30 protein-coding genes are annotated in these 26,415 nt (G+C 71.0%); 13 read left to right on the forward strand and 17 right to left on the reverse strand.

Translation table 11 applies throughout. The features are described from left to right. Positions 1 to 11 precede the first annotated feature (11 nt). On the forward strand, positions 12 to 911 hold the full coding sequence (locus BWI15_RS10015) for a choice-of-anchor P family protein (protein ID WP_077014060.1): 900 nt from the start codon (positions 12 to 14) through the stop codon (positions 909 to 911). Positions 912 to 923: 12 nt separating this feature from the next. Here the strand turns inward: BWI15_RS10015 and BWI15_RS10020 are convergent, their stop codons facing one another. After that, positions 924 to 1,625, reverse strand: a complete 702-nt coding sequence (locus BWI15_RS10020; protein WP_077014061.1) for an SDR family oxidoreductase — start codon at positions 1,623 to 1,625, stop codon at positions 924 to 926. Positions 1,626 to 1,745: 120 nt separating this feature from the next. Between BWI15_RS10020 and BWI15_RS10025 the strand changes: the two genes are divergently transcribed. After that, positions 1,746 to 2,699, forward strand: a complete 954-nt coding sequence (locus BWI15_RS10025) for an AraC family transcriptional regulator (protein WP_077014062.1) — start codon at positions 1,746 to 1,748, stop codon at positions 2,697 to 2,699. 72 nt (positions 2,700 to 2,771) lie between these two features. Here the strand turns inward: BWI15_RS10025 and mshC are convergent, their stop codons facing one another. Together mshC and BWI15_RS10035 are read right to left on the reverse strand one after the other, a co-directional pair. Beyond that, the gene (gene mshC / locus BWI15_RS10030; protein WP_077014063.1) at positions 2,772 to 3,992 is read right to left on the reverse strand and encodes a cysteine--1-D-myo-inosityl 2-amino-2-deoxy-alpha-D-glucopyranoside ligase; all 1,221 of its coding nucleotides are present in this window, start codon (positions 3,990 to 3,992) and stop codon (positions 2,772 to 2,774) included. A 119-nt stretch (positions 3,993 to 4,111) separates the two neighbouring features. Beyond that, positions 4,112 to 4,948, reverse strand: a complete 837-nt coding sequence (locus tag BWI15_RS10035) for an NAD(P)H-binding protein (RefSeq protein ID WP_077014064.1) — start codon at positions 4,946 to 4,948, stop codon at positions 4,112 to 4,114. A gap of 111 nt (positions 4,949 to 5,059) precedes the next feature. On the opposite strand from BWI15_RS10035, the gene BWI15_RS10040 reads away from it, so the two are divergent. Then, complete coding sequence (locus tag BWI15_RS10040; RefSeq protein ID WP_077014065.1) at positions 5,060 to 5,959, forward strand: AraC family transcriptional regulator; 900 nt, start codon at positions 5,060 to 5,062, stop codon at positions 5,957 to 5,959. An 11-nt stretch (positions 5,960 to 5,970) separates the two neighbouring features. Here BWI15_RS10040 and BWI15_RS10045 read toward each other — a convergent pair whose 3' ends face one another. From BWI15_RS10045 to BWI15_RS10055, 3 genes are read right to left on the reverse strand one after another with little or no spacing between them, the layout of a single operon-like run. Next, entirely contained in the window at positions 5,971 to 6,759 is a 789-nt protein-coding gene (locus BWI15_RS10045) for an SCO1664 family protein (RefSeq protein ID WP_077014066.1), read from the reverse strand. 7 nt (positions 6,760 to 6,766) lie between these two features. Beyond that, positions 6,767 to 7,342, reverse strand: coding sequence for a DUF3090 domain-containing protein (locus BWI15_RS10050; RefSeq protein ID WP_077014067.1), 576 nt, complete (start codon positions 7,340 to 7,342; stop codon positions 6,767 to 6,769). A gap of 10 nt (positions 7,343 to 7,352) precedes the next feature. Beyond that, on the reverse strand, positions 7,353 to 8,060 hold the full coding sequence (locus BWI15_RS10055; protein WP_077014068.1) for a histidine phosphatase family protein: 708 nt from the start codon (positions 8,058 to 8,060) through the stop codon (positions 7,353 to 7,355). Between the two features lie 37 nt (positions 8,061 to 8,097). Between BWI15_RS10055 and corA the strand changes: the two genes are divergently transcribed. Beyond that, entirely contained in the window at positions 8,098 to 9,084 is a 987-nt protein-coding gene (corA, locus tag BWI15_RS10060) for a magnesium/cobalt transporter CorA (protein ID WP_083750658.1), read from the forward strand. Positions 9,085 to 9,193: 109 nt separating this feature from the next. Here the strand turns inward: corA and BWI15_RS10065 are convergent, their stop codons facing one another. Continuing rightward, complete coding sequence (locus tag BWI15_RS10065) at positions 9,194 to 10,021, reverse strand: undecaprenyl-diphosphate phosphatase (RefSeq protein ID WP_077014069.1); 828 nt, start codon at positions 10,019 to 10,021, stop codon at positions 9,194 to 9,196. Then, entirely contained in the window at positions 10,022 to 11,095 is a 1,074-nt protein-coding gene (locus BWI15_RS10070) for an LLM class F420-dependent oxidoreductase (protein WP_077014070.1), read from the reverse strand. Between the two features lie 52 nt (positions 11,096 to 11,147). Between BWI15_RS10070 and BWI15_RS10075 the strand changes: the two genes are divergently transcribed. The 3 genes from BWI15_RS10075 (at position 11,148) to BWI15_RS10085 (ending at position 14,061) form a co-directional block, all read left to right on the forward strand. Next, entirely contained in the window at positions 11,148 to 12,089 is a 942-nt protein-coding gene (locus BWI15_RS10075; protein WP_077014071.1) for an aldo/keto reductase, read from the forward strand. Positions 12,090 to 12,118: 29 nt separating this feature from the next. Beyond that, the gene (locus BWI15_RS10080) at positions 12,119 to 12,304 is read left to right on the forward strand and encodes a DUF5703 family protein (protein WP_077014804.1); all 186 of its coding nucleotides are present in this window, start codon (positions 12,119 to 12,121) and stop codon (positions 12,302 to 12,304) included. A 71-nt stretch (positions 12,305 to 12,375) separates the two neighbouring features. Further along, on the forward strand, positions 12,376 to 14,061 hold the full coding sequence (locus tag BWI15_RS10085; RefSeq protein WP_077014072.1) for a RecQ family ATP-dependent DNA helicase: 1,686 nt from the start codon (positions 12,376 to 12,378) through the stop codon (positions 14,059 to 14,061). On the opposite strand, the gene BWI15_RS10090 is transcribed toward BWI15_RS10085, so the two are convergent. Continuing rightward, positions 14,062 to 15,309 carry an MFS transporter gene (locus BWI15_RS10090; RefSeq protein WP_077014073.1) on the reverse strand — a complete coding sequence of 416 codons (1,248 nt, stop codon included), beginning with the start codon at positions 15,307 to 15,309 and terminating at the stop codon, positions 14,062 to 14,064. 73 nt (positions 15,310 to 15,382) lie between these two features. Here BWI15_RS10090 and BWI15_RS10095 point away from each other — a divergent pair, with 73 nt between their 5' ends. Further along, positions 15,383 to 16,252: a LysR family transcriptional regulator gene (locus tag BWI15_RS10095; protein ID WP_077014074.1), complete on the forward strand. Its 870-nt coding sequence runs from the start codon at positions 15,383 to 15,385 to the stop codon at positions 16,250 to 16,252. Positions 16,253 to 16,268: 16 nt separating this feature from the next. Here the strand turns inward: BWI15_RS10095 and BWI15_RS10100 are convergent, their stop codons facing one another. Beyond that, positions 16,269 to 17,600, reverse strand: coding sequence for a M20/M25/M40 family metallo-hydrolase (locus tag BWI15_RS10100; protein WP_077014075.1), 1,332 nt, complete (start codon positions 17,598 to 17,600; stop codon positions 16,269 to 16,271). A gap of 163 nt (positions 17,601 to 17,763) precedes the next feature. On the opposite strand from BWI15_RS10100, the gene BWI15_RS10105 reads away from it, so the two are divergent. Continuing rightward, positions 17,764 to 18,546 carry a carbonic anhydrase family protein gene (locus BWI15_RS10105; protein ID WP_077014076.1) on the forward strand — a complete coding sequence of 261 codons (783 nt, stop codon included), beginning with the start codon at positions 17,764 to 17,766 and terminating at the stop codon, positions 18,544 to 18,546. Between the two features lie 51 nt (positions 18,547 to 18,597). Here BWI15_RS10105 and BWI15_RS10110 read toward each other — a convergent pair whose 3' ends face one another. After that, positions 18,598 to 18,993: a DUF5997 family protein gene (locus tag BWI15_RS10110; protein WP_077014077.1), complete on the reverse strand. Its 396-nt coding sequence runs from the start codon at positions 18,991 to 18,993 to the stop codon at positions 18,598 to 18,600. A gap of 58 nt (positions 18,994 to 19,051) precedes the next feature. Between BWI15_RS10110 and BWI15_RS10115 the strand changes: the two genes are divergently transcribed. After that, positions 19,052 to 19,810 (forward strand): LysR family transcriptional regulator substrate-binding protein, encoded by a 759-nt coding sequence (locus BWI15_RS10115; protein WP_077014078.1) that lies wholly within the window; start codon positions 19,052 to 19,054, stop codon positions 19,808 to 19,810. Between the two features lie 65 nt (positions 19,811 to 19,875). Next, positions 19,876 to 20,700 (forward strand): SDR family oxidoreductase, encoded by an 825-nt coding sequence (locus tag BWI15_RS10120; protein ID WP_077014079.1) that lies wholly within the window; start codon positions 19,876 to 19,878, stop codon positions 20,698 to 20,700. A gap of 8 nt (positions 20,701 to 20,708) precedes the next feature. Here the strand turns inward: BWI15_RS10120 and BWI15_RS10125 are convergent, their stop codons facing one another. From BWI15_RS10125 to BWI15_RS10145, 5 genes are all read right to left on the reverse strand, one after another. Next, positions 20,709 to 21,728, reverse strand: a complete 1,020-nt coding sequence (locus BWI15_RS10125) for an iron-siderophore ABC transporter substrate-binding protein (protein ID WP_077014080.1) — start codon at positions 21,726 to 21,728, stop codon at positions 20,709 to 20,711. Positions 21,729 to 21,784: 56 nt separating this feature from the next. Further along, positions 21,785 to 22,078, reverse strand: coding sequence for a DUF4287 domain-containing protein (locus BWI15_RS10130; RefSeq protein WP_077014081.1), 294 nt, complete (start codon positions 22,076 to 22,078; stop codon positions 21,785 to 21,787). Between the two features lie 88 nt (positions 22,079 to 22,166). Next, the gene (locus tag BWI15_RS10135) at positions 22,167 to 22,373 is read right to left on the reverse strand and encodes a helix-turn-helix domain-containing protein (protein ID WP_077014082.1); all 207 of its coding nucleotides are present in this window, start codon (positions 22,371 to 22,373) and stop codon (positions 22,167 to 22,169) included. After that, on the reverse strand, positions 22,373 to 22,837 hold the full coding sequence (locus tag BWI15_RS10140; RefSeq protein ID WP_077014805.1) for a DUF2975 domain-containing protein: 465 nt from the start codon (positions 22,835 to 22,837) through the stop codon (positions 22,373 to 22,375). The genes BWI15_RS10135 and BWI15_RS10140 overlap by 1 nt, the downstream gene beginning before the upstream one ends. Before the next feature lie 51 nt (positions 22,838 to 22,888). Next, positions 22,889 to 23,434: a dihydrofolate reductase family protein gene (locus tag BWI15_RS10145; protein WP_077014083.1), complete on the reverse strand. Its 546-nt coding sequence runs from the start codon at positions 23,432 to 23,434 to the stop codon at positions 22,889 to 22,891. A 184-nt stretch (positions 23,435 to 23,618) separates the two neighbouring features. On the opposite strand from BWI15_RS10145, the gene BWI15_RS10150 reads away from it, so the two are divergent. Continuing rightward, positions 23,619 to 24,572, forward strand: a complete 954-nt coding sequence (locus BWI15_RS10150; RefSeq protein ID WP_077014084.1) for a hypothetical protein — start codon at positions 23,619 to 23,621, stop codon at positions 24,570 to 24,572. After that, complete coding sequence (locus BWI15_RS10155) at positions 24,569 to 25,570, forward strand: polysaccharide deacetylase family protein (RefSeq protein WP_077014085.1); 1,002 nt, start codon at positions 24,569 to 24,571, stop codon at positions 25,568 to 25,570. The genes BWI15_RS10150 and BWI15_RS10155 overlap by 4 nt, the downstream gene beginning before the upstream one ends. Before the next feature lie 7 nt (positions 25,571 to 25,577). On the opposite strand, the gene BWI15_RS10160 is transcribed toward BWI15_RS10155, so the two are convergent. After that, positions 25,578 to 26,342, reverse strand: a complete 765-nt coding sequence (locus BWI15_RS10160) for an SDR family NAD(P)-dependent oxidoreductase (protein WP_077014086.1) — start codon at positions 26,340 to 26,342, stop codon at positions 25,578 to 25,580. Positions 26,343 to 26,415: the final 73 nt, after the last annotated feature.

Raw genomic sequence — 26,415 nt, forward strand, 5'->3', positions numbered from 1 at the left:
GGATCTCCCAGATGCGACGAAACATCGTGCCGACGACGTTGACGGCCGCGGCTGTGGCCGGGCTGGTGGCCCTGACGGTGGTGGCCAGCGCCCCGGCCGGCAACGCGGCCGACCGGCCGTCCTCGGCGTACGCGATCGGCGCCGACGGGCAGGTCCCGATCACCAAGACCCCGTACGTCGAGTCGCGGTACGGGCGCGAGCGCAGTTCCTCGGCGTTCGAGCTGCCCAAGAACGCGCTGCTGTCGGCCCGGACCGCGACTGTCACGGCCGGCAACGACAAGGCCGCGGTCGAGCTGCTCGACGTGACCGTCGGCAAGGGCGCTCTCGACCAGGTGAAGCTGCCGCCGGACCTGAAGAAGTCCTGCGCTTCCCTCCCGGCCACGGGCGCCGAGGACCTGCCGGTGCCGGATCTCCCGCTGCCCGACCTCGGCCTGCCGCTGCCGGACCTGACCACGGGCGACCTACCGGCGAAGAACCTCCCCCAGCTGTGCGACCTGCTGCTCACGCCGCCCAGCTCGGTGCTCGGCATCGACTCGGTCAACGTCTGGTGCGCCGGCGACCGCGGCGGGGTCGACATCGGCTCGCTGACCCTGCTCGGTCAGCGCATCCAGGTCCCGAGCACCGAGCAGGGCACGGTCATCCCCGCCGCGCCGCTGGCCACCATCACCGTCAACGAGCAGACGCAGCGCGCGGACGGTTCGTTCACGATCACCGGCCTGACCATCAACCTCGGTGACGGCGCCCAGGTGATCCGGCTCGCGTCGGCCACCTGCGCCAAGCCGGCCGCCGCGGCCAAGCCGACCCCGAAGCCGACCGACCGGCCCACCCTGGTGCCGTCGACCGACGTCGGCTTCCCGCCTCCCGCGCCGGTGCCGACGCCGGTCAAGACCCACCATCCGGTCACCGGCTGACCGGGCCTGGCGTCAGGACAGCTCGGGGTACCTCGCTCGCACATCGCCCGACAGGGCTGCCTTGGTCGCGACCGCCGCGTCGTCGGCGAGGACCTCCAGCAGGTCCTGCTCGACTCCGTCGAGAACGGTCCGGACCACCTCGGCCGGATCGTTCTTCGGCACGTCCCAGGCCGCCATCATGTCGGTGTCGGTCGCGCCGAGGATCACGCCGGTGACCAGCGTGCCCTGGCCGGCGAGCTCCAGCCGGGTGCTGTCGGTCAGGCTCCACTGGGCCGCCTTCGCCGCGGCGTACCCGCCCGAGCCGGCGAACGTCCGCCAGGACAGCACCGAGAGCAGGTTGACGATCGCGCCGCCGCCGTTGGCACCGAGCACCGGCGCGAAGGCGCGGATCATCGACAGCGTGCCGTAGAAGTGGGTGTCGAGTTCGCGGCGGATCTCGCCGAGATCACCGGTCATCAGCGGCTGCGGCGTCGTGATGCCGGCGTTGTTGATCAGGACGTCGACGTCCCCGGCGGCACGAGCGGCGGCCGCGATCGCGTCGGGGTCGGTGATGTCGAGCGGCAGCACCTCGACACCGGGCAGGTCGACCTGCTCCGGCCTGCGGGCGGTGGCGTAGACCTTCGTCGCGCCGCGCTCCAGCAGGGCGGCGGCGAAGTGCCGGCCGAGGCCGCGGTTGGCGCCGGTGACCAGGGCGGTGCTTCCGGACAGTTTCACAGCTGAACTCCTCGTTCGTGGTGGTTGGTGAGACCACGGTAGGAACCAGCACCTGCACCTCACGATGATCATTCGGCGCAGATTGATAACCGCTTGGTGCACGCGAGCTACTGTTGCCGCATGGACCTGCTCGCGGATGTGCTCGCTGTCGGAGGGGTGCGAGGCGCCCTCGGTGCCCGGGTCGAGGGCGCCGAGCCCTGGGCGCTGACCTGGAACGACATACCGGGCGCGGCGTTCTACGCGCTCACGACCGGTTCCGCCTGGCTCATGGTGCCGGGGCACGAGCCGCTGCGACTGCTGCCGGGCGACGTCGTCCTCCTGCCGACCGGTGCCGGCCACACGATCGGCAGCACCCCCGGCGCCAAGGCTCCCCAGTGTGACGCGGCCGCCGCCGCGCATGCCCGGCTCACCGGCGACGTGCTGCGGTTCGGCAGCGGCGAGGTCCACAGCCACCTGCTCGCCGCGACGTACTCGCACGATCCGGCCGTCTCCACCCAGGTGCTGTCCCAGCTTCCGGAAGTCGTGCATCTCCCGGCGGTCGACGGCGCGAGCTGCCTCGACGACTCGGTCCGGCTGCTGGCTCGCGAGCTGGCCTATCCGCAGCTCGCCACCGCCGTCGTTCTGAATCGGATGGTCGACATCCTGCTGATCCAATTCCTCCGCGTCTGGCTCGCGCGCCGCCCGGAGGAAGCGAAGGACACCTGGTTCGGCGTACTCGACGATCCGCTGCTCAGCGCCGCCTTGACCAAGCTGCACGCCGATCCGGCCCGGCCGTGGACGACCGAGCTACTCGCGGCCGAGCTCGGGGTCTCCCGCGCGACACTCACCCGCCGCTTCGCCAGTACGACGGGCCAGGCGCCCGGCGCCTACCTCACCCAGTGGCGGATGGACCTCGCCGCCCGGCGTCTGCGCGACACCACCGACACCCTGGACTCGATCGCCCGCTCGGTCGGCTACACCTCGGCGTACGCGTTCAGCCGGGCCTTCAGCCGCGACCGGGGCCAGTCCCCCGGCCGCTACCGCCTCACCGCCCGCGCCGCCGACGACGCGACGAAGGCGTACAGCACCGCCTGACCGCCGTCCGGCGGCGCGGACGCACACCCGGGTCGCGGGCGGCGCGCCGGTGAACGATCGCGGCTGAGCGAGCTAGAGCTTGATGCCGAGCAGGGCGTCGACGGCCTGGGCGACCAGGGCGGCCGACTCGGGGTCGTCGCCGTTGGACTCGGCCCACGCGTCGACGGCCGCGAGAGCCGCCGCGGTGTCGAGGTCGTTGGTCAGCGCGGCCCGCAGCGCGTCGACGGCCGCCGCGCCGTCAGGACCGGTGCCGCGGGTGATCGCGCCGCGCCAGACATCCAGCCGGTTCTGCGCGTCGAGCAGGTCGGAGTCGGTCCAGAACCACTCGGTCCGGTAGTGGTGCGCGAGCAGCGCCATCCGGATCGCCATCGGATCCGAGCCGGCCTGGCGCTCGCGCGACACCAGGACCAGGTTGCCCTTCGACTTCGACATCTTCTCGCCGTCCAGGCCGACCATCGCCTGGTGCACGTACGCCCGCGCGAACGGGTACTGCCCCGTCGCGCACTGCGCCTCGCTCGCCGACATCTCGTGGTGCGGGAAGATCAGGTCCGACCCACCGCCCTGCACGTCGATCGTCATACCGAGGTAGTGCAGCGCGATCGCCGAGCACTCGATGTGCCAGCCGGGCCGGCCGCGGCCGAACTGCGAGTCCCACGCCGGCTCGCCGGGCCGCTCGCGCTGCCAGACCAGGCAGTCCAGCGGGTCCCGCTTGCCGTCGCGGTCCGGGTCGCCACCGCGCTCGGCGAACAGCGCCCGCATCGTCTCGGCGTCGTACGACGAGATGCTGCCGAACGCCGGGTCCGCCTTCACCGCGAAGTACAGGTCGCCGTCGACGTCGTAGACCGCGCCCGCCGCCTGCAGTTCCGCGATCCGCTCGACCACCAGCGGGATCGACTCGACCACGCCGACGTACTCCTGCGGCGGGATCACCCGCAACGCGGTCATGTCGTCGCGGAACAGCTGGATCTCCCGCTCGGCCAGGTCGGTCCACTCGACCCCGGTGGCGGTCGCGCGCTCCAGCAGCGGGTCGTCGACGTCGGTGATGTTCTGCGTGTAGTGCACGGCGTACCCGGCGTCGCGCCAGAGCCGGTTGATCAGGTCGAAGGTCACGTACGTCGCCGCGTGGCCCATGTGGGTCGCGTCGTACGGCGTGATGCCGCAGACGTACATCCGGGCCGTGCCGTCGTCGCCGGGCGGCACCTCGACCAAACCGCCGGACGCGGTGTCGTAGAGGCGAAGACGCCGGGCCGGCCCGGGTACGACCGGGATATCTGGATTCGTCCACGCCTGCATGGGACGGAGCCTATCCAGTCAGCGAACCGGGCCGGCCCGGAGGTTCCACTCTCCGGTCCTCCGGGCCTTTTCCGGGTCTCACCGTCGACCCCGCATCACCCTCGACCTCTCGTTGACGGTCAGCCCCCGAAAACCCGCTCGGCGTACGCCGCGAAGCTGCCCGGCCGGCGTCCCAGCACCTGCTCGACGCCGTCGGCCGGCTCGCTCAGATGCCCGGCCCGCATGATCGTGAACATCGCGTCGAGCGTCTGCACGAACTCGCCCGGATACCCCTCGGCCACCAGCTCCTCGACGTACTGCTCGGGCGTCAGCTCGACGTACTCGATCGGCTTGGTCAACGCGCCGATCACCTCGGTCGCCTCGGCGAAGGTCAGCGACTCCGGCCCGGACACGTCGTAGATCCGGCCCGCGTGCCCGTCCTGGGTGAGCACCGCGGCCGCCACCTCGGCCACGTCCTCGACGTCGACGAACGGCTCCCCCACCGCACCCATCGGCAGCGCCAGCCGCCCGGCCGCGACCGGCGCCGCCCAGACGTCCTCGGAGAAGTTCTGATCGAAGTTGTTGGCCCGCAGCACCGTCCACTCCGCACCCGACGCCGCGACCGCCCGCTCGGCCTCGACCATGCCCGGACCGAACACCCCCGGCGACCCGTCCGCCTGCGGCCCCATCGCCTCCGCGGCCCGGTCGATCCCCCGCCCGGACAGGACGACGAACCGGCCGGCTCCGGCGGCGACCGCCTCGGTCACGAACGGCTCGATCACCGCGGGCTCCTCCGGCGCGACCACGTAGACCGCCGTCACATCCCGGACGGCGTCCGCCCACGTCGACCGGTCGTCCCAGTCGAACCGGGTCTCCCCCGACCTCGACGCGGCCCGGACCTCGACGCCGTCCGCCCGCAGCCAGGGGACGATCCGCCGCCCCGTCTTACCGGTTGCTCCCAGCACCAATATCGTCATGGCCCGAGTCAATCCCGGCGGGCAGGCCGTCCCCATGGGCGAGCGTCCGGACCCCATGTCCGTGCGTCCCATCCGCGCCCACGCGGCCCGCGACCTGCCTATCGTGGTCGGGTGGAACCTCTCGACGATCTGCTCCGCGGCATCCGCGCCGACGGATCCGTCCTCGGTACGCCGGTGCTCGCCGCTCCCTACGCTCTGCGCTTCACCGACGGCGCGGCGCTCACCCTGATCGCCCCGCTGCGCGGCGAGGCGTGGATCGTCGCCGACGACACCCCACTGCTGGTCCAGCCCGGCGACACGGCGGTCGTCCGCGGTGCCGCGCCGTTCGTCGTCACCGACGACCCCGCACGCGAAGGCCCGGTCGTCGACGTGCTCTGCGACGGCACCGTGCTGGGTGCCAAGGCGCCGTACGACGAGACGGCCGGCGGCACGGTGCTGCTCGCCGGCGCGGCGCACGTGCGGGCCGACGTACCCGCGCGGCTCCTCCGCGAACTGCCGCGGGCGCTCGTCGTGGCGTCGGATCACGATTGTTCGCCGCTGCGGGACTACCTCGAGGAGCGGATCGTGGCCGGGGCGCACGGTCAGCGGGTCGTGCTCGACCGCCTGATCGACTGGCTCCTCGTCTGCGCGATCCGCGACTGGTTCGAGCAGACCATGCCACCGTGGTACCGCGCCGTCGGCGACCCCACCGTCGGCCCGGTCCTGCAAGCGCTGCACACCACACCGGCGGCGTCCTGGACCTTGGCCTCGCTGGCGCGACTGGCCAACGTCTCCCGCACGACGCTCGCCCGCCGCTTCACCGAGCTCGTCGGTGAGCCGCCGCTGACCTACCTCACCGACCTACGGATGTCGCTGGCCGCCGATCTGCTCACCGAGCCCGACGCGACCGTCGCCGCGGTCGCCCGCCGGGTCGGGTACGCCGACGCGTTCAGCTTCAGCACCGCCTTCAAGCGCGAGCGCGGCACCAGCCCGAGCGCCTACTCACAACCGGCCCAAGAGCAACCGGCCTAGAAGCAACCGCTCTAGAAGGCGGGCCAAGGGATCGCCGGCCAGTCGTCGCTCGGGAACGGAAAGGTCCCGGTCTTCAGCAACGTCGCACAGCGCTCCCGCGTCGCGGACAGCTCGACCGACGTGATCAGCTCGCACAGCTGCTGCCCCAACGCACCGGCCAGGCCGTCCGCGAGCTTGCGGACGTCGTCGAGCAGCTCACTCGGGACCGGCTCACCGGCCCAGCCCCACAGCACCGTGCGCAGCTTGTCGTCGGCGTTGAACGTCACGCCGTGGTCGACGCCGAAGACCCGGCCGTCACCGGGGTTCAGCACGTGGCCGCCCTTGCGGTCGGCATTGTTGACCACGGCATCGAACACCGCCATCCGGCGCAGCTGCTCGTTGTCGGCGTGCACGAGCGTGACCGGGTTGTGCCGTCCGTCGAGCGCGTCCAGCACGCCGACCCAGCCCGCGGGCACCCGGCCCTGCGGCACGATGTCGACCAGCTCGGTCTCACCGGGTGGCAGCTCGGCCTCGTCGATCCACAGCTGCACCATGCCCTCGCCGAGCGGCCCGTCGCGCAGCAGCGTCGGCGGTACGACGGACCAGCCGAGCGCCTCGGACACGACGTACGCCGTGTACTCGCGCTGGGCCAGCGTGCCGTCGGGGAAGTCCCACAGCGGGCGCTCGCCCTGGACCGGCTTGTAGACGACCGTCGCGGTCTCGCCGTCCAGGCTGACCGTGCCCTGGAAGGTACCGTTCGACGCGGCCATCAGGCGCCCGGTCAGGGACAGCTCACCGCGCGCGAGCAGGTCGGGATTCATCGGCCGATCATTCGCGGACGTGCCTGCGGTAGCCGTTGGCGCGCGGGCAGATGTGGCCCTCCGGGTCGATCGGGCGGCCGCAGAACGGGCAGCTCGGCCGGCCGGACGCGACCAGCGCGACCGCCCGGCGGGCGAACGCGCGGGCCTGCTCCTCGCTGATCCGGACGATGAACACCTCGGAGTCCTCCGACTCCAGCGCCGCGGCGACCGGGTCAGCCTCCTCCAGCTCGGCCTGCTCGCCGGTGACGACCGCGAACACCTCGATCACCACGCGCTCGGAATCGGCCTCCCAGGCCAGCGTCATCGTGCCGGCCCGGAACTCCTCCTCGATCGGCTGCTCGAGCGGATCGGTGTCGTCCACCCCGACCTGCGGAGCCGGCTCCCGGTCGAACCGCCGGGCCACCTCGTCCAGCATCACGTCGAGCCGCTCCGCGAGCGCCATCACCTGTTCCTTCTCACAGGCCACCGAGGTCAGCCGGGTGCCCGACCGGGCCTGCAGGAAGAACGTCCGGGCACCGGGTTCTCCGACGGTGCCGGCGACGAACCGGTCCGGGTCGTCGTACGAATGCACTACGCGCGCCATACCTCAGACCCTATCTGCCGCCGACGACAGCGTCGGAGGACGGTACGGCGGACTTGCGGCTGCCCTTCTTCGCCTTCGGTGGCGGCGGCACCAGCGAGGCCAGTTCGCTGCCGGAGTCGTTCAGCCGGACCAGGAACGGGCGGGTCGGGGTGTAGCTGATGATCGTCGTACTGGCGGTGTCGACGACGATCCGCTGGAAGGTGTCCAGGTGCTGGCCGAGCGCGTCGGCGACGATCGCCTTGATCACGTCGCCGTGCGACACCGCGACCCACAGCGCGGTCGGGCCGTGACTGGCCGCCAGCGCGGCGTCGTGGGCCCGGATCGCGTCGACCGCGCGCTGCTGCATGCCGCGCATCGACTCGCCGTTCGGGAAGGTCACCGCCGACGGGTGCTGCTGCACGACGGTCCACAACGGGTCCTTGGCCAGCGTGCTGATCTTCTGGTTGGTCCAGTCGCCGTACCCGCACTCGGTCAGCCGGCGATCCGTTGCCGGACGCAACTCGGGGTGGTGCTTCGCGATCGCGGCGGCGGTCTGCTTGCAGCGGTCCAGCGGCGAGGTGACGATCGCGGCCAGCGGCAGCCCGGCCAGCCGCTCGGCGACCGCGGCGGCCTGCCGCACGCCGGTGTCGTCGAGCTTCACACCGGGGGTCCGGCCGGCCAGCACGCCGGATGTGTTGGCACTGCTGCGGCCGTGCCGAACCAGAATCACCGTGGGCATAGACCGCACGTTATCCGGTCGGGACAAGCCCGGTGCCATGATGGTCGGTGTGATCGTCGACTGCGGCGTGTACGCCGAAGGTGAGCGCAAGGACCTGCCGGCCGACCCGGAGACGGTGGCCGAGGCGATCGACGACGACGGCGGGAGCTTCGGCTGGGTCGGCCTGCACGAGCCGACCGCGCACGAGCTGGCCCGGGTGCAGCAGCTGTTCGGCCTGCACCCGCTGGCGGTCGAGGACGCGCTCAAGGCCCACCAGCGGCCGAAGGTCGAGCGGTTCGGCGACTCGGTGGTCGTCGTCCTGCGCACACTCTGGTACGTCGACGAGGGCGACGCGGTCGAGACCGGCCAGGTCAGCGTCTTCGTCGGGCCGCGGTACGTGGTCACCGTCCGGCACGGTGAAGGCGCGCCGTTGACCACCGCCCGCCAGGAGCTGGAGGAACGCGCGTCGGTGCTCGGTCACGGCCCGGCCGCCGTGCTGTGGGCGATCTGCGACTCGGTTGTCGACGGCTACGAGTCGGTCGCCGAGCAGGTCGAGATCGACGTCGACGAGGTGGAGAGCTCGGTGTTCTCCCCCGACCGGACCAGCGACGCCGAGCGGATCTACCTGCTCAAGCGCGAGGTGCTGGAGATGCGGCGCGCGATCGGCCCGTTGCGCGACCCGATGGAGGCGTTCGCGCACGGCTCGGTCCCGCTGGTCAGCAAGGAGGCGGCGCCGTTCTTCCGCGACGTCGCCGACCACGTGATCCGGGTCTCCGACCAGACCGACGCGCTGGACACCCTGCTGAGCTCGGCCCTGAACGCGCACCTGGCCCGCGTCTCGGTCCAGCAGAACGACGACATGCGCCGGATCTCGGCCTGGGTCGCGATCGCCGCCGCCCCGACGATGATCGCCGGCATCTACGGCATGAACTTCGGCAACATGCCCGAACTGCGCTGGTACTACGGCTACTACGCCTGCCTGGCCTTCATGGTTGTCGTCTGCACCACCATGTACGCCGGCTTCCGCCGCGCCGGCTGGCTCTGAACTCACCGACGCCGGCACCCCGGACACCAACCTGGGACCGTGGACAGGGTATTTCCTGTCCGCGGTCCCCAGTGGGTGTCCGAGGCCCGGTCGATGGCGGGCCGACCGGCTAGGTGGCGGTGATCGTGCTGGTGGCCAGCAGGATCAGGATCACGATGCCGAGCAGGATCCGGTAGAACGCGAACACCTCGGTGGTGTGCTTGGCGACGAACTTGATCAGCCAGGCGACCGATGCGTAGCCGACGACGAAGCTGACGACCACGCCGACGATCACCGGGACGACGCCGACGCTGCCGTCCAGCGCGTGCGGCAGCTCGAAGACCGCCGCGCCGACCAGCGCCGGGATGCCGAGCAGGAACGCCATCTTCGTGGCGGCGACCCGGTCCAGGCCGCGGAACAGACCGGCGGTGATGGTGGCCCCTGAACGGGACACCCCCGGGATCAGCGCGAGGCACTGCACGACGCCCATCACGATCGCGTCGAGCAGCGTGATCCGGGTCAGCGGCCGGGCTTTGCTGCCGAGCCGTTCGGCGGCGACCATGAAAAACGACCAGACGATCAGCGATCCCGCGACCCACCACATGCTGCGCAGCGGGCCGGAGATGATGCTGCGGCCGAGGAAGCCGACCACGCAGATCGGCAGCGAGCCGACGATCACGAACCAGCCCATCCGGTGGTCGAACTCACCCCGGTACTCCGGGTGCCGCAGGCCCTTGAACCAGGCCACGGCGTAGGTGCGGATGTCCGTCCACATGAACAGCACGACCGCCGCGATCGCGCCGAACTGGATCACCGCGGTGAAGGCCGTGATGGCCGGATCGTCGATCTGCTGGCCGAGGATCTTCGAGGTGATCGTGAGGTGACCGGTGCTGGAGACCGGCAGGAACTCGGTGAGGCCCTCGACGATGCCGAGGATGATGGCGTCCCAGATCGACACTCAGTCACCGATCCCGGCGAGCTCGAGCGCCTCGGACACCGTGCGCAGAGCGGCGATCCGCTCGTCCACGGTCGACGCGAACGGGGTCAGCGCGACGGTCGTCGCACCGGCTTCGGCGTACGCCGTGAGCTTGTCGGCCATCCGGGCCTTGTCGCCGAGCAGGGAGATCGCGTCGATGAAGCCGAACGGCACCGCGGCCATCGCCTCGCGGTGCTTCTTGGCCAGGTAGAGGTCCTGGACCTCTGCGGCCGCGTCGGCGTAGCCCATCCGGACCGCGAGCTGGTTGTAGAAGTTCTTCTCCCGGCTGCCCATCCCGCCGACGTACAGCGCGGTGTAGCCGCGGATCGGGTCGGCGGCGGCCTGCAGGTCGTCGCCGGTCATCACCGGCACGGTCGCGACCACGTCGAAGCCGTCCAGCTCCGGGCCGGGTTCGCGGCCAGGACCGGTGGCACGAGCCCGGCCCGTCCGGATGTGGTTCAACTGTTCTCCCAGGTAGGCGGGGTCGTTCAGGATGCCGAGCCAGCCGTCGGCGATCTCGCCGGCCAGTTCGAGGTTCTTCGGCCCGACCGCCGCAAGGTACACCGGCACGTGATCGCGCAACGGGCGGGTGGACAGCTTGAGCGCCTTGCCCGGCCCGTCCGGCAGCGGCAGCGTGAAGTGCTTGCCCTCGTAGTTGATCGTCTCGCGGCGCAGCGCGGCGTTCACGATCTCGACGTACTCGCGGGTCCGCTCCAGCGGCTTGCCGAACCGGACGCCGTGCCAGCCCTCGGACACCTGCGGCCCGGACACCCCGAGGCCGAGCCGGAACCGGCCGCCGGACAGCCGGTCCAGGGTGGCCGCGGTCATCGCGGTCATCGCCGGGGTGCGGGCCGGGATCTGCAGCACGCCGGCGCCGACGTCGATGGTCGAGGTCTGGGCGGCGATCCAGCTCAGCAGCGTGACGGCGTCCGAGCCGTACGCCTCCGCGGCCCAGGTGACCGAGAACCCGAGCCGTTCGGCCTCCCTCACCAGCCTCAGATGATCCAGATGGTCGTCGCCACCGAGCACGAAGCCGATGTTGAGTCCGAGTCGCATGACAGGCGAGCCTAACGAGCCGTTCCCGGTCGCTCGCAATAGGCTCGGTTTCATGCAGCAGCGCTATCTCGGTCACAGTGGTCTGGCGGTGAGCCGGCTCGGCCTGGGCACCATGTCCTGGGGCCGGGACACCGATGAGCACGAGGCCCGTGAGCAGCTCGCCGCCTTCGTGGCGGCGGGCGGGACCCTGGTCGACACCGCGGCGGCGTACGGGGACGGTGACAGCGAGCGCCTGATCGGCACCTTGCTCGGCGACGTCGTCGACCGCGACGACCTGGTGATCGCGACCAAGGCCGGCTTCAGCGTGCGGCGCGGGGAGCGGATCACCGACACCTCGCGCGGCGCCCTGCTCCGCGATCTGGAGGGCTCGCTGCGGCGGCTGAACGTCGATCACATCGATTTGTGGCAGCTGCACACCTGGTCCGACGACGTCCCGCTGGAGGAGACGCTGTCGGCGCTCGACCACGCGGTCAACTCCGGCAAGGTCCGCTACGTCGGCGTCTCGAACTACGCGGGCTGGAAGTCGGCCCGCGCGGTCACCTGGCAGCAGGCCTGGCCGGGCCGCGCGGTCCCGGTGTCCAACCAGGTGGAGTACTCGTTGCTGGCCCGCGACGCCGAGGCGGACGCGATCCGCGCCGCCGGCGGTCTGGGCATCGGCGTACTGGCGTGGTCGCCGCTTGGGCGGGGCGTGTTGACTGGGAAGTACCGAACCGGCATCCCGGCGGACTCCCGGGCGGCGTCTCAGCATCTGTCCAGATTCGTCGACCCCTACCTCGACGGGCGCGGGTCGGGCATCGTGGAGGCGGTGGCCCGGGCGGCCGACGGCCTCGGCTGGAGCCCGCTCGAGGTCGCGCTGACCTGGGTCCGGGACCGGCCGGGCGTGACGGCGGCGATCGTCGGGGCCCGGACGGCGATGCAGCTGAAGTCGGTGCTGGGAACGGAGGAGCTCACCCTTCCGCCGGCCATCGCGGCCGCGCTGGAGGATGTCTCGTGAGGTAGACGGCTGGTGTGACGGAGGTGCGGATGGCCGAGTACGAACTGCAGCAGTTCGAGGTGTCCCGGACAGAATCGCGTGGCGCGGTCCGCCGGCTGCTCACCGAGCACGCCGAGTACGGCGGCTGGGAGCTCGCCCGGCTGCGGCGCTATCCCGACGGCACCCGCCGGGTCTGGCTCCGCCGCCGGATCATCAAGGTGATGCGCACGCTCTGACCTCGTCCTCCAGGTGTGTGAGCCCGGTTCGCTGGGTACCCGCCGTCGCCTGACAGCGATGCGGGGGTCGAATGAGCGAGAACGACGCGGTACGGCGGTTGCGCCGGACCGCCGCCGAACAGTACGGCTGGAAGCAGCTGCGCCCGGAGCAGCTGAAGGCGATGACTGCAGTGGTCGCCGGTCAGGACACGTTGGTGGTGATGCCGACCGGCTCGGGCAAGTCCGCGATCTACCAGGTCCCCGCGCTGCTGCTCGACGGGCCCGCGGTCGTGGTGAGTCCGCTGATCTCCCTGCAGCACGACCAGGTCGCGTCATTGCTGGATCACGGTGTGCACGCGCGCGAGCTGAACAGCACGGTCACTGCCGGCGACCGGGAGACGATCTACCGCGAACTGGCTGACGGCCGGCTGCGGTTCGTGTTCCTGGCGCCCGAGCAACTGGCGCGGGCCGACGTACGGGACCAGCTGGCCGAGGCGAAGCCGTCGCTGCTGGTCGTCGACGAGGCGCACTGCGTGTCGTCATGGGGTCACGACTTCCGGCCGGACTACCTGCGGCTCGGCGATGTCGCGGAGCAGCTGGGACGCCCGACGGTGCTCGCGCTGACCGCGACCGCGTCGCAACCGGTGCGGGCCGAGATCGGCGACCGGCTGCGGCTGCGCGACCCGCTGGTGGTGGTCGCGGGCTTCGACCGGCCGAATCTGTCGCTGGAGGCTGTTGGCGCGGCGGATGCGAAGGCGCGGCTGGAGGCGGTCGTCGAGCGCGCCGCCGGGATCGCGGGGACTGGGATCGTCTACACGACGACTCGGCGCGAGACGGAAGAGTACGCCGCCGCGTTGAACGGGCGGGCGGCTTCGGGCGCGACCGAGACCCGCGACCGTGCCGGCGCCTCGCCTTCCGGCGGTGAGCGCTTGCGGGCGGCGGCGTACCACGCGGGACTGCGCAAGGCGGAGCGGGCGCGAGTGCACGAAGACTTCCTGGCCGGCCGGCTCGACGTGGTGGTCGCGACGACGGCGTTCGGCATGGGCATCGACAAACCCGATGTCCGGTACGTGCTGCACGCGGGGGTCGCCGACTCGCTCGACTCCTACTACCAGGAGATCGGTCGCGCGGGCCGCGACGGCGAACCGGCCGAGGCGGTGCTGTTCCACGGCTCGGCCGATCTCGGCCTGCGACGCTTCCTGTCGGCGGCGCCGCCGGATCCGGAGGCGATCGCGCAGGTTCTCGCGGCCGTCAATGCGGCCGACGCTCCCCCGCTCCGCCGGGACCTGGCGCAACAGACCGGCCTGTCGACCCGCCTGGTCGGCCGCTGTTGCTCGCTGCTCGAACAGGTGGGCGCAGTCCATTTCGACCGCCGCAACCGGCTGCACCCCGGCTCCTCCGAGGACGATCCGGTCGGCGAGGCCGTACGGCTGGCCGAGACCCGACGGCAGGTCGAGCGCTCGCGGCTCGACATCATGCGCGACTACGCCGAGACGACCGGTTGCCGCCGCCACTTCCTGCTGTCGTACTTCGGTGAGGAGCTGCCGGAGCCGTGTGGCAACTGCGACTGCTGCGACACCGGCACGGCGCAGAAACACGCTCGCGACCGAGGCGAGTCGCCGTACCCGCTCGACTCGCAGGTCCGGCACGCCGAGTTCGGGACCGGCCAGGTGCTGCAGTACGACGGCGACCGCATCGTCGTCCGCTTCGACGAGGTCGGCTATCGCACGCTGTCCCTTGCGGCGATCGAGGAGAACGACCTGCTCGAGCAGCTGTGATCAGCGGTCTTGCTGCACCAGGACCCGCGGCTCGGCGGTCCTGGCCCCTCGCCGTACGAGGACTGCGAGGGCGACGGCGCTGGTGAGCAGGCCTGCGCCGACCAGTGTCGCCTCGGCGCCGGCGGTCGCGATGATCGGTCCGCCGACGAAGAGTCCGGCCGAGCTGCTCGCGTTGACCACGACGCTCTGCCCTGACAGCAGCGCTCGCCGCTCGGCGCCGTACGACGTCCTGGTGATCAGCACCGAGATCGCGGCGATGCCGAGCACCACCGTCACGCCGGAGAGCGCACCCAGTACGGCGACGACGGCCGGTGTCGTCCACACGCCCATGCCGACCCAGCACAGGCCCATGGCGGTCCAGGCCAGCGCGGCGACCGGGATCGGTGGGAGGCGGCGGACGACGGCGAGCGACACGACGGTGCCGAGCAGGGCGCCGGCGCCGTACCCGCTCATGCCCGCGGCGAGGTAGACGCCCGGCTGCCCGCGCTCGGCACCGATCACCGAGAGGCCGAGCGTGAAGGCGAACCAGGTCAGGCACCCCGTCCCACGCGCGATCCAGCCGTACAGGATGTCCGGGCGCCCGCGCAGACTCGCCCGGATCGACGGCGCTTCCGGTCCGCCGTCGCCCGCCGGCTCCGCGCCAGGCGTCTGCTCAGCGTGCTGTGCCGCACCCGCGCGCTCGGGCTTGACCCGTACGGCGAGCGCCCCCGCCCCGAGTACCGTCGCCGCCTCGATCCACAGCAACGTGTTGGCCAGCCCGGTGGCGACCGCGACGGCGCCGATCGGTGGACCGACCAGCATGCCGACCCGGCGCAGCCCGTCCTGCCAGGTCAGCAACAGCACCGCCCGGTCGACTCCCCAGCGGTCGCCGGTATCGGCGAGCAGCGCCGAGCGACCAGGGTTCGACAACGCGTCGGCGCAGCCGAGCAGCAACCCGCTCAGGATCAGCAACGCCGGGCTCAGCGCTCCCAACGCCGCTGCGCCGGGCACGATCGCCAGCGCTGCAGCCGCCACCGCGGCGACCATTGCAAGGCGCGGCCCTGAATCGACCCACTGGCGTGCCCTTCGCGCCCACCACGGCGAGAGCACCACCGGAATCCCCGCCGCGCCGCCGGCCAGACCGGTCGCCGCCACCGAACCGGTCTCGTGCAGCACGACCAACGGCAACGCGACCTGCGCGATCCGGAACGCGAAGTCGGCGGCCGCACCACCCGCCAGCAACATCACAGCGTCCCGGCGAGCTCCCATACCTGCGATCCTCGATCCTGTCCGGCGATCCAGGTAGCCGTGGGTTCTTGCGCACCACCCATAGCCTGAACCTATGGCCTCATCACCCAGTCCGTCGGTCGACGATCTCCGCCTGGTGCTCACCGTGCACCGCACCGGCTCGGTCGGCTCGGCAGCCCGCGAGCTTCGGATCTCCCAGCCGTCCGCCTCGCAACGCCTGGCCCGCCTCGAGCGCGCCTGCGGCGTCAAGCTCTTCGACCGCGACACCCGCGGCGCCCGACCCACCTCCGCCGGCCACGAACTCGCCCGCCGCGCCGAGCACATCCTCGGCCACCTCGAGGACGTGTACGACGCCACCCGCGCGGCCGCCGCCGGCTCCCGGCTGGTCGTCGGCACGTTCGCCAGCCTCGCGCCGATCCTGTTCCCGGTCCTGGACGCCGAACTGCCCGACCTCGAGATCGAGCAACAGGTCGACCACGGTCACTCCCTCGTCGACAAAGTTGCCGAGGGCACCATGGACGCGGCGTTCATCGCGATCGCCGACCAGATGGTCCTGCCCCGCGGCGCCGTCGCCCGCACCGTCGGCCGCGACGAACTCGTGCTCTTCGCCCCAGCCGGCGCGGCACCACCCAGCCGAGGCCGCCAGCCTTTGAAGGACCGCCCGATCCCCTTCTCCACCTACGACCGCGGCGCCGACGACCTCCGCGCCCGCCTGCTCACCCTCGGCGCCACCCCACGCCGCGGCGTCACCCTCGCCACCACGATCGCCATGGCCCGCCGCCGCAACCACCTGGCCCTCGTCCCCCGCAGCGCCCTCGCCCACGAACTCCACCCCGGCGAACGCTTGCTCCCGGCCCCCTTCCGCTACCGCCTCACCCTGTCCGCCGTCACCCGCAGCACCCCACCCACACCCCTGACCGCCCTCCTGCCGCGCCTGAGGTCCGCCCTCAACCTCACCCGCTGAGGGCGGTACGGCGTACTCAGGCCTCGGTGAGGAAGCGGTCGAGGACTCGGGAGCCGAACTCCAGGGAGGCGGTCGGGACGCGTTCGTCGATGCCGTGGAACATGCCCATGAAGTCCAGGTCGGGCGGCAGCTGCAGCGGGACGAAGCCGAAGCAGCGGATGCCGAGGCGGGACCACGACTTGGCGTCGGTGCCGCCGGACATCAGCAGCGGGGCCGTGCGGCTGTGGGGGTCCTCGGCGGCCAGGCAGGCCTTCATCGCCTCGACCAGGCCGCCGCTGAACTCGGTCTCCAGCGCGATGTCCTCGATCACGGTCTCGCGCTGCACCTTGTCACCGAGCAGTTCGTCGATGGTGGCGAAGAACTCGTCCTCGTAGCCGGGCAGGAAGCGGCCGTCGATGTGCGCCTCGGCGTCGCCGGGGATCACGTTCACCTTGTAGCCGGCGTTCAGCATGGTCGGGTTGGCGGTGTTGCGGATCGTCGCGCCGAACATCCGGCTGAAGCTGCCGAGCTTGGACAGCACGCCGGTGCGGTCCTCGGGGTCCAGCTCGGTGCCGAGCAGGTCCTCCAGCGTCTTCAGGAACTCCCGCACGGTCGGGGTCAGCCGCAGCGGCCACTCGTGCTCGCCGATCCGGGTCACCGCCCGGGCCAGCTCGGTCACCGCGTTGTCCTCGTTCACCATCGACCCGTGGCCGGCCGTGCCGCGGGCCTTCAGCCGCATCCAGTTCATGCCCTTCTCGGCCGTCTCGATCAGGTACAGCCGCAGGTCGTCCTGCACGGTGATCGAGAACCCACCGACCTCACCGATGCCCTCGGTGCAGTCCGCGACGGTGTCCGGGTGGTTGTTGATCAGCCACTGCGCGCCGTACAGGCCGCCGGCCTCCTCGTCAGCGGTGAACACCAGCCGCACCGGCCGCCGCGGCTTCACCCCGGCCCGCTGCCGCGCCCGGACCACCGACAGCACCATCGCGTCGAAGTCCTTCATGTCGACCGCACCCCGGCCCCACACGCACCCGTCGAAGATCTCCCCCGCGAACGGATCGACCTTCCAGTCCTTCGGATCCGCCGGTACGACGTCCAGGTGCCCGTGCACCAGCAACGGATCGGCCGAGGAGTCCTCGCCCTCCCAGTGCGCCACCAGCGTCGCGCGCCCCGGCGCGGACTCGTAGATCGTCGACTCGATCCCGACCTCGTCGAGCTTCGCCGCGACGTATTCGGCCGCGCCCCGCTCGCCGTTGCTCTTCCCGTTGCCGTAGTTCGTGGTGTCGATGCGGATCAGCTCACTGCACAGCTCCACCACCTCGGCGTCCGGCTGGTACGAGCTGCTCGCGGGAGACGTCGGAGAAGTCATGTCCCTATCCTGCCCCGACCACAGCTCGCACCAACCAGCGGCCTGTTCGGCCCAAGTCGGCATCTTTTCGCAACCTGTGCGACCACGTCACGCAACCGGGCGCATACTCCGAAAGGGCCCGGCAGAGGACCGGGCCGTCTTCCCGCCCGAATCCGGAGTTCCCGTGTCCTTGCCCGTGTCCCGTCGCGCCCTGTTGTTCGGTGTTCCCGCGGCGGCCGCCGTCCTGGCGTCACCCTCGCTGCTGGCCGGCACCAGCGCCGAGGCAGCCCAGAGTCAGCTCGACGTCGCCCATCAGAGCCCGATCGACATCCGCACCGGTCATGCCGTGACCAACCTGGCGCTGCCGGCGCTGCACGTCCACTACCCGACCTCGATCGACCTCTCGATCCGCTACGAAAGCCGCGACGCCGGCCAGCCCGGTGGCTGCGAGAACCGGACCGCGGAGGAGACGATCCTGGCCGAGATCCCGGCCGGCGCCGCCTGGGTGACCGTCGGCGGCGTCCGCTACGACCTGGTCAACTTCCACTTCCACACCCGCTCCGAGCACCGGCTGAACGGTCACCAGTACGCGCTCGAGCAGCACTTCGTGCACAGCGGCCCGAACGGCGAGAAGCTGGTCGTCGCGCTGTTCATCACGCCCGGCGGCCACGGCGGCACGCTGCAGGACAAGGTGCTGGCCACAGTCCCGATGGAGTGCGACGAGGACGTCCACCTCCCGCGGCTCGACCTCGCCGCCGCGCTGCCGCACGACCTCTCGACGTACCGGTACGACGGTTCGCTGACCACCGCGCCGTACACCGAGCCGGTCTCCTGGCTGGTGCTCGCCCACCACCGCGAGATCCTCCCGGTCTCGCTGGAGCACTTCCAGAGCCTCTTCCCCGACGGCGACAGCCGCCCGCTCCAGCCGCTCAACGGCCGCACGGTCCAGTATCGCCCGCAGCACTGACACACGAAGCGGGCGGGCCTCCCGGCCCGCCCGCCCGTCGACCGCGCTGGATCAGGCCTGGGTGCGCCCGGCCTTCTCCGCCTTCTCGGCCTTCAGCTCGGCGGCCTCACGCTGGACCTCGGCGTGGGTGTTGCGCTCGCGCCGCAGCCACTCCGGGAACTCTTCCTTCAGCGCCTCGATCTCGTCCGTGGTCAGCGGGTCCATCACGCCGGCACGGGCGAGTCCGGAGATGGACACACCGAGCTTGGCCGCGACGACCGGGCGCGGGTGCGGGCCGGTACGGCGAAGTTCGCGCAGCCACTCGGGCGGGTCGGCCTGCAGGGCGTTGAGCTCGTCGCGCGAGACGACGCCTTCCTGGAACTCGGCGGGGGTCAATTCGAGCAGCACACCGAGCTTCTTCGCCGCAGTCGCGGGCTTCATCGTCTGAGGGGATTTCTGCGACGTCATACCGCCAGGGTATCGAGGGTTGACCGGCTCCCCGACCACCGGCGGATAGCCTGGCCCGGTGACCGACCCCGCAACCGACGCCGACGCCCCCGCCTCCTTCCGGCTCGCGTACGTCCCCGGCGTCACGCCGGCCAAGTGGGTCCGGATCTGGAAGGAACGCCTCCCCCAGGTCCCGTTGACGCTCGTCACGGTCACCGCCGCGGAGGCCGCGGACGTCGTACGGGCGGGTGAGGTGGATGCCGGGCTGGTTCGGGTGCCGGCCGACCGGACCGGGCTGATGGCGATCCCGCTCTACACCGAGACGACGGTTGTCGTCGTCCCGAAGGACCACCTGGTCACCGCGGCCGAGGAGGTCACCGCCGCCGACCTGGCCGACGACTTCATCCTGTACCCGCGGGACGACACCCTCGTCTGGACCGACCGGCCGGGTGAGGCCGCCACGATCGTGCCCGCGACCACCGCCGACGCGATCGAGCTCGTCGCCGCCGGCGTCGGCCTGCTGATCGTGCCGCAGTCGCTGGCGCGCCTGCATCACCGCAAGGACCTGACGTACCGGCCGCTCGTCGACGCTCCCGAATCGAGCGTCCTGCTCGTCTGGCCGGAGCCGGAGAGCAAGGGTCAGCACAGTGAGCTGATGGAGGAGTTCATCGGCATCGTCCGTGGTCGCACGGCCAACAGCACGCGCAGGTCGCAGCGTGTCGACCAGCAGCCGGCGGGGAAACTGACGGCCAGCCAGAAGGCCGCCGCGAAGAAGGCGAGGAAAGCCGCGCCCGCGCGGAAGGCCGTGGCGCCGCGCCGCGGCAAGCCCCGCCGCTAGCTGGTTTCCCACCCCGCAGCGGGGTACCGGGCGGTGAACGCACACCACCCAGCGAGGGGAACGACATGTCCGCAGTACTGCTCACCGGCGCCGGCAGCGGGATCGGCGCCGCCACCGCACTCCGTCTCGAGCGGTCCGGCCACCGTGTCTTCGCCGCCGTGCACGATCCCCACGACGGCGAGATCCTCGCCAAGCAGTCGTCGGACGCACTGTCGGTCCACCAGGTCGACGTGACGAACGCGGAGTCGGTCCGCGCGCTGATCGCCGAGGTCGACGCCGCACTCGGCGAGCAAGGACTGGACGCGGTCGTCAACGTCGCGGGCGAGGGAGTCGCCGGTCCGCTGGAGCTGCTGCCGATCGACAGCCTGCGCCACCAGCTCGACGTCAACGTGGTCGGAACGGTCGCGGTCACCCAGCTCGCGCTCCCGCTGCTGCGCCGCGGTACGCCGGGCCGGGTCGTGTTCGTCGGGTCGATGGGCGGGCTGGTCTCCGTCCAGCTGGCGGGCGCGTACCACGCCTCCAAGTACGCCGTGGAAGCGATCGCCGACGCCTGGCGGCAGGAGCTCGCGCCCGACGGCATCGCGGTCTCGCTGGTCGAGCCCGGCCCGGTGTCCACTCCCCTGTGGGCCAAGGCGATCCAGACCCTGGACCGTCTGCCCGCCAGCGACCGGTACGCCGAACGGGTCGACGCGTTCCGCGAGAGCCTGCGCAAGGCATCGAAGAACGGCGCGAGCCCGCACAAGGTCGCCGAGACCATCGAGCACGCGCTCACCTCGGCCCATCCCCGGACCCGCTACCCGATCGGCGCCGCGGCGGTCGTCGTACCGAAGATCCGGCGGCTGATCCCGGACCGCCTCTTCGACAAGGCGGCCCAGCGGGTCACCAGCTAGCCGGGGTCTCAGCTCGCGGCCAGCGCCTTGGTCAGCAACGGGCCGATCTTGCCGGTGATGTACTTGATGCCGAGCGGGCCGCCGATCGAGAAGGCGCTGGAGAACTGGCCGCTGGCGGAGTTGGAGTTGATCACCGGCGCACCGCCGAAGTACGCGACGTGGCCGGCCTTGACCGTCGTCAGGTTGTTGAAGACGGCGTTACCGGTCACGCCGGGGTCGACCTTGCCGTTCTGGTCCTGGGCGGCGAGCAGGATCAGGTCGGCGTTCAGCTTCTCCAGCTGCTCGGTGGACAGCTTGACGTAGAAGTCACCGTTGTCCAGGGCATCGATCTGCGGGTTGGTCCGGAAGCCCAGCGAGGTGAGCAGGCGCATCCGCGGGTCCGACGGCAGCCAGGCCGAGAACGCGTCGCTGCTGAACACCCCGGCGGTGATCGTCTTGCCGGCGAAGACCGGATTCGCCTTCGCGGTGGCACTCAGCAGCGCCTCGGTGTCGGCGATCACCTTCTCGCCGTCGGCGACCCGGCCGGTCGCCTTCGCGATCGTGGAGACCTGCTGCTGCCACGCGACGCCGTACACGTTCTTGGTCCCGGCCGGCGCCGCGACGGTCGGGGCGATGCCACTGAAGGTCTCGTACTCCTTCTTGTCGTTGATCGAGTTCACGTACAGGATCAGGTCCGGCTTCAGCGCCGCGATCTGTTCGAACTTCGGCTCGAACGACTGGATCAGCGTCGGGGCCGGCCGGTCGCCGAGGCCGTCCTTCACCCAGCTGCGCAGCTCGGTGTACCCGAACCAGTCCGCGCCCGCGACCGGCACCGCGCCGATCGCGATCGCGCTCTCCATGTCGCCGCCCCCGATCGCGACGATGCGCTCCGGCTTCGCCTTGATCGTGGTCGATCCGAACAGATGGTCCACCGTCACCGGGAACCCGTCACCGGCCGGAGCCGCGGCCACGCCCCTGTCGTCGCCGCTGCCACAGGAGCCCAGCGCCAGGACCAGCGCCGCCGCCACCGCGACCACCCGAAACCGCATCACCCGAACTCCTCACCGGTTCAGCAAACGGTGGTTAGCCTACCCTAACTTCAGGGTCAGGAATTCGGGTTGGTGGCCTTGCCGTCGAGCCACAAGGTGGCGCTCGCGTCGCGGTGCGTCCCGGGGCTGCCGACGTGTTTGCCGCTGATCCCCGCGCCGTTCTTGATCACGTGCAGCAGCGCCATCGCGTGCCCGCGCCCCACGCCGTAGTCGTCCTTCAACCACGCCGCTAACGGCGCGATCTTGGTCTCCGGACCCTCGAAGCCACGCTCCCGCGCGACCTCCAGCAGCGCCCGCGGGGTCATTCCGGTCTTGTCTTCGATCGTGTCGAGGTACGCCTGGAAGGACATCGGTCCAGCCTTTCGTCGAGGTCTGCCTTTCACCACTGCGTCGGACGGCGTACCGCCTGCTCGACATCGGCCGGTGAAATTTCCCGTCTCAGTCCTCGACCCACTCCAGCAGGTCGCCGGGCTGGCATTCCAGGACGCGGCACATCGCCTCGAGAGTGCTGAACCGGACGGCCTTGGCGCGGCCGTTCTTGAGCACCGCGACGTTGGCCGGCGTCAGGCCGACCCGCTCGGCGAACTCGCCGACGCCCATCTTGCGCTTGGCCAGCTCGACGTCGATGCGGACCACGATCGGCATCAGATCACCGCTTCCATGTCGGTGCGCAACGTGGTGGCCTGACGCAACAAAGCTCGCATCACCACCATCAGCAGCAGCACCACTCCGCCGGCCAGCACGAGGCCGATCAGCAGGATCGGCAGGCCCGGGTCGTCGGCGCGCACCGACAGGTAGATCGTCATGCCGAGCAGCAGCACCCAGCCGGCCGCCATCGCGTAGAGGATCACGTTGACCCACGCGAAGGCCTTCTCGCTGAAGATCCGGTCCACCTTCACCAGCGTCAGCAGCCGCCAGATGCAGACGATCACCACCTGGACGCAGACCACCTCCAGGATCGAGAACACGGTCAGCGGCCAGCGCAGATCCGCCCCCTCGCCCCGCAGCTGCGCGAACTGCCCGGGCAGGCTGACCACCTGCGCGAACACCAGCCCGGCGAACAGCAGCACCAGAAACACCCTGAGTGGCACGACCACCCGATCCATCATCTGCACGGCTCGACTATCACCGCGTTCCTATCGACTGTCAATCGACACGCGTCACGCCGTGTAGACGACCCCCAGGCTGCCACTGGGGAACGACCGCACACTGCGCAATGCCAGCGTGGTTCGCTCCGGCAGGTCGAAGAACATCGACCGCCCCCGCCCGACCACCACCGGGTGCACCTTGAGCCAGTACTCGTCGACCAGCCCGGCGGCCACCAGCGCCCGCACCGTCTCCACTCCACCGAAGACGACGATGCTCTTCCCGTCAGCTTCTTTGAGTTCCCGCACCAACTCGACCCCGTCCCCTGCCGCGGTCGACGCGTTGTCCCACGCCCCCACGTCGTACTCGTCGTCGCTGGTCAGCACGAACTTCGGCGTGCCGTTCATCCAGTCCGCCAACTCCCCCTCCGCGGCCATCCAGTACGCCGCCATCTCCGGGAACGACTTGCGCCCGACCACGATCGTGTCCGCCACCTGCATCAGCTCGCCGTTGAGCGCCTGCTCCAGCTCCGGATCGTCGATCGCGAAGTCGAGGTCGTTGTCCGGACCGGCCATGAAGCCGTCCGCGGTGACAGTGCAGAACACGATCAGTGGTCTCATCGTCGTTTCCTTCGGTCGGGAGATCCTCCGCACCCCCAGCATGCGCTGTCCGGGCGATCCAGGTCAGGGCCAAGTACGAACCACTCCCCCGGCGTGGTTACTTACCGCAGCCGGATGTGCACGGATAGTCTGCAACTGGGTACAGGGACGTCGCCCGTCGCCACCGATCGAATCGGGGCTTGTCGTGAACTCTCGCCGTTTTGTTCCGCTCGCGCTCCTGGTCTGCCTGGCCGTCGGCTGCAGTGATGTCGAGGCCGACACCGCCGCGGTCAGCGCCGATCGCCCTGCCCAGCAGCAGGCGAACCCGAGCGCACCCGCCGTACCGAAGCCGAAACCGAAACCACCGGCGGAGCTGCCGCGGGGCGGGCGACGACTGTTCCCCGACCATCAGCTGGTCGCGTTCGTCGGCGCGCCGGGAGCACCGGCACTCGGGCCACTGGACAGCAATCTGGACGAGCGCGCGCGCCGCCTGGAGAAGATGGGCACGTCCTACCGGGGCGGCCGCAAGATCCTCCCGGTGATGGAGCTGATCTCCGTCACCGCCCAGGGCGCGCCCGGCCGCGACGGCAAATACCGCAGCCGGATCGAACCGAGCGAGATCGACCGCTACCTGGCGGTCGCGCGCAAGTACAAGATGCTGCTGATGCTCGACGTGCAGCCCGGGCAGGCCAAGCCGATCGACGAGGTCCGCCGGCTCGAACCGTGGCTGCGGCAACCGGACGTCGGACTGGCGCTCGACCCGGAATGGGAGGTCGGTCCCGGCCAGGTCCCGGGCCAGGTCTTCGGCCGTACGTCGGGCGCCGAGCTCAACGAGATCGGGGCCTACCTGTCCGCGCTCACCATCAAGTACCAGCTGCCGGAGAAGCTGTTCGTCTTCCACCAGCTGACCAGCCGCATCGTCGCGAACGAGGCCACGCTGCGCCCGCACCCGGGAGTCGCGCTGGTCAAGTCCGTCGACGGCATCGGCACCCGCGGCGCCAAGGAGGCGACGTACCGCGGGCTGGTGACCAAGCTGCCCAAGGGCGTGCACACGGCGTTCAAGCTGTTCTACGTCGAGGACACCCGGCACGGCCCGCTGATGACCCCGGCCCAGGTCCTTGCCCTGCGCCCCCGTCCCGAGCTGGTGATCTACGAATGAGCACTCTGCCCCGCCGCGCGTTCCTCGGTCTCGCCGCCACCACGGTCGTTGCCGGCTGCAACGACACGCGGGTGCCGGACGCGTCCCCGGTGGTCGCGGCCGACTCGCAGCCGACGACGAGCCCGGCCAGCACCCCGAAGGCCAAACCGGTCAGCAGCCGGCCGCCCGCGCCCAGCGAGCTCGGTGTGGTCCCGGTCCTGATGCACCACCGGATGGCGACCTCGGTCAGCGGTGAGTACGACATGACGCCGGCGTTCTTCCGGGCCGAGCTGGAACGCCTCTACCGGGAGAACTACTTCCCGATCCGCACCATCGACCTGGTCCGCCGCGACTTGTCCGCCGTGCCGGTGGGCAAGACGCCGGTCGTGCTCACCTTCGACGACAGCACGCCCGGCCAGTTCGCGCTGGACGCCGCCGGGCGGGTCGTGCCGGACACCGCGGTCGGCATCATGCTCGCTTTCCAGGCGCGCCACCCCGACTTCCCGGCGGTCGGGTCGTTCTACCTCAACAAGTCGCCGTTCGGCTTGCCGGCCAGTGAAGTCGGCCGGGCGCTGAAGTACCTGAACGACCTCGGCTGCGAGCTGGGCAACCACACCTGGGACCACCCGAACCTGCGCCAGCTCGGCACCGCCGAGGCCGAGAGCGAGATCGGGCGCCTGGCCGCGATGATCTCCGCCGCCGTCCCGGCCGCGTCCGCGCGGACGATCGCACTGCCGCTCGGCGTGCACCCGCGCGACCGGCGCATCCTGGCCGCCGGCGGACGCGGCAGTACGGCGTACAAGAACGAGGGGGTGCTGCTGGTCGGCGCCGGGCCCTGCCCGTCGCCGTACAGCAAGAGCTTCGACCCGATGGCGATCCCGCGGATCCGGTGCAGCTCGTACCAGGGTGGCCAGGGCAACCTGTTGATGGACTACTGGTTGGACAAGCTGGCCCGGGCTCCGCACCTGAAGTTCGTGGCCGCGAGCAACAACGGCAACGTCGTCGTCCCGAAGGCCTGAGCCCGGCTCAGTACTGGACTCCGCGGGTCAGCGCACCGTCGATGACCAGGTTGGTCCCGCTGACGAAGCTGGCGGCGGGACTGGCCAGGAACACGACGCCGTTCGCGATCTCCTCCGGGCGGGCCATCCGGCCGGTCGGGTTGAGCGCGAGGGAGTCGGCGAACAGCTGCGGGTTGCCGCTTTCGACCGACTCCCAGACGCCGCCCGGAAAGTAGGTGTTGCCCGGCGAGACCGTGTTCGCGCGGATTCCCCGGCCGGCCAGCTGGAAGGCCAGCCCCTGGGTGTAGTGCACGATCGCGGCCTTGAAGGTCCCGTACGGGCCGGCGGCGAAGTCGATCTCGCGGGCCGACACGCTCGACACGGTGACGATCGACGGCGCCCGGCTCTGGCCGAGGAACGGCATCGCCGCCTCGACCATCCGGACCGTGCCCATCAGGTCGACCTCGAAGCTCTGCTTCCAGGGCTCCTCGCCCTCGACGCCGATCGCGAGCGCGCTGACGTTGGCCACCACGATGTCGATCCCGCCGAGCTCGGCGGCGCTGTCGGTCACCCAGCGGGTCAGCGCCGGGCCGTCGCCGATGTCGAGCGCCGTACCAGTGACTGTCGCGCCGCGGCCGCGCAGCTGTTCGACAGCGGCGGCGACGTCGCTCTCGGTGCGCGCGCAGAAGGCGACCGAGGCGCCTTCGGCGGTCAGCCCTTCGACGACCGCCCGCCCGATGCCCTTCGTCCCACCGGTGACCAGAGCCCGCAGGCCCTTCAGCTGGAGATCCACCGCTCACCAACTCCTTCAGGCCGTGCTGCCGAGTCGTCCCAGAGTAGAGGAGCCCTCCACCCTTGCGGCGCGG

Source organism: Kribbella sp. ALI-6-A (genome assembly GCF_001984195.1).
Lineage (GTDB): Bacteria > Actinomycetota > Actinomycetes > Propionibacteriales > Kribbellaceae > Kribbella.

Excerpts from the sequence above, each read along its gene's own strand:
- BWI15_RS10140 (WP_077014805.1), bottom strand. The coding sequence starts at position 22,837 with ATGATGGATCGGGTGGTCGTGCCACTCAGGGTGTTTCTGGTGCTGCTG.
- BWI15_RS10095 (WP_077014074.1), top strand. The coding sequence starts at position 15,383 with ATGGCCTCATCACCCAGTCCGTCGGTCGACGATCTCCGCCTGGTGCTC.
- BWI15_RS10035 (WP_077014064.1), bottom strand. The coding sequence starts at position 4,948 with ATGACGATATTGGTGCTGGGAGCAACCGGTAAGACGGGGCGGCGGATC.
- BWI15_RS10120 (WP_077014079.1), top strand. The coding sequence starts at position 19,876 with ATGTCCGCAGTACTGCTCACCGGCGCCGGCAGCGGGATCGGCGCCGCC.
- BWI15_RS10100 (WP_077014075.1), bottom strand. The coding sequence starts at position 17,600 with ATGACTTCTCCGACGTCTCCCGCGAGCAGCTCGTACCAGCCGGACGCC.
- BWI15_RS10090 (WP_077014073.1), bottom strand. The coding sequence starts at position 15,309 with ATGGGAGCTCGCCGGGACGCTGTGATGTTGCTGGCGGGTGGTGCGGCC.
- BWI15_RS10075 (WP_077014071.1), top strand. The coding sequence starts at position 11,148 with ATGCAGCAGCGCTATCTCGGTCACAGTGGTCTGGCGGTGAGCCGGCTC.
- BWI15_RS10070 (WP_077014070.1), bottom strand. The coding sequence starts at position 11,095 with ATGCGACTCGGACTCAACATCGGCTTCGTGCTCGGTGGCGACGACCAT.
- BWI15_RS10110 (WP_077014077.1), bottom strand. The coding sequence starts at position 18,993 with ATGACGTCGCAGAAATCCCCTCAGACGATGAAGCCCGCGACTGCGGCG.
- BWI15_RS10080 (WP_077014804.1), top strand. The coding sequence starts at position 12,119 with ATGGCCGAGTACGAACTGCAGCAGTTCGAGGTGTCCCGGACAGAATCG.
- BWI15_RS10145 (WP_077014083.1), bottom strand. The coding sequence starts at position 23,434 with ATGAGACCACTGATCGTGTTCTGCACTGTCACCGCGGACGGCTTCATG.
- BWI15_RS10135 (WP_077014082.1), bottom strand. The coding sequence starts at position 22,373 with ATGCCGATCGTGGTCCGCATCGACGTCGAGCTGGCCAAGCGCAAGATG.
- BWI15_RS10015 (WP_077014060.1), top strand. The coding sequence starts at position 12 with ATGCGACGAAACATCGTGCCGACGACGTTGACGGCCGCGGCTGTGGCC.
- corA (WP_083750658.1), top strand. The coding sequence starts at position 8,098 with ATGATGGTCGGTGTGATCGTCGACTGCGGCGTGTACGCCGAAGGTGAG.
- mshC (WP_077014063.1), bottom strand. The coding sequence starts at position 3,992 with ATGCAGGCGTGGACGAATCCAGATATCCCGGTCGTACCCGGGCCGGCC.
- BWI15_RS10025 (WP_077014062.1), top strand. The coding sequence starts at position 1,746 with ATGGACCTGCTCGCGGATGTGCTCGCTGTCGGAGGGGTGCGAGGCGCC.
- BWI15_RS10130 (WP_077014081.1), bottom strand. The coding sequence starts at position 22,078 with ATGTCCTTCCAGGCGTACCTCGACACGATCGAAGACAAGACCGGAATG.
- BWI15_RS10085 (WP_077014072.1), top strand. The coding sequence starts at position 12,376 with ATGAGCGAGAACGACGCGGTACGGCGGTTGCGCCGGACCGCCGCCGAA.
- BWI15_RS10050 (WP_077014067.1), bottom strand. The coding sequence starts at position 7,342 with ATGGCGCGCGTAGTGCATTCGTACGACGACCCGGACCGGTTCGTCGCC.
- BWI15_RS10045 (WP_077014066.1), bottom strand. The coding sequence starts at position 6,759 with ATGAATCCCGACCTGCTCGCGCGCGGTGAGCTGTCCCTGACCGGGCGC.
- BWI15_RS10125 (WP_077014080.1), bottom strand. The coding sequence starts at position 21,728 with ATGCGGTTTCGGGTGGTCGCGGTGGCGGCGGCGCTGGTCCTGGCGCTG.
- BWI15_RS10155 (WP_077014085.1), top strand. The coding sequence starts at position 24,569 with ATGAGCACTCTGCCCCGCCGCGCGTTCCTCGGTCTCGCCGCCACCACG.
- BWI15_RS10055 (WP_077014068.1), bottom strand. The coding sequence starts at position 8,060 with ATGCCCACGGTGATTCTGGTTCGGCACGGCCGCAGCAGTGCCAACACA.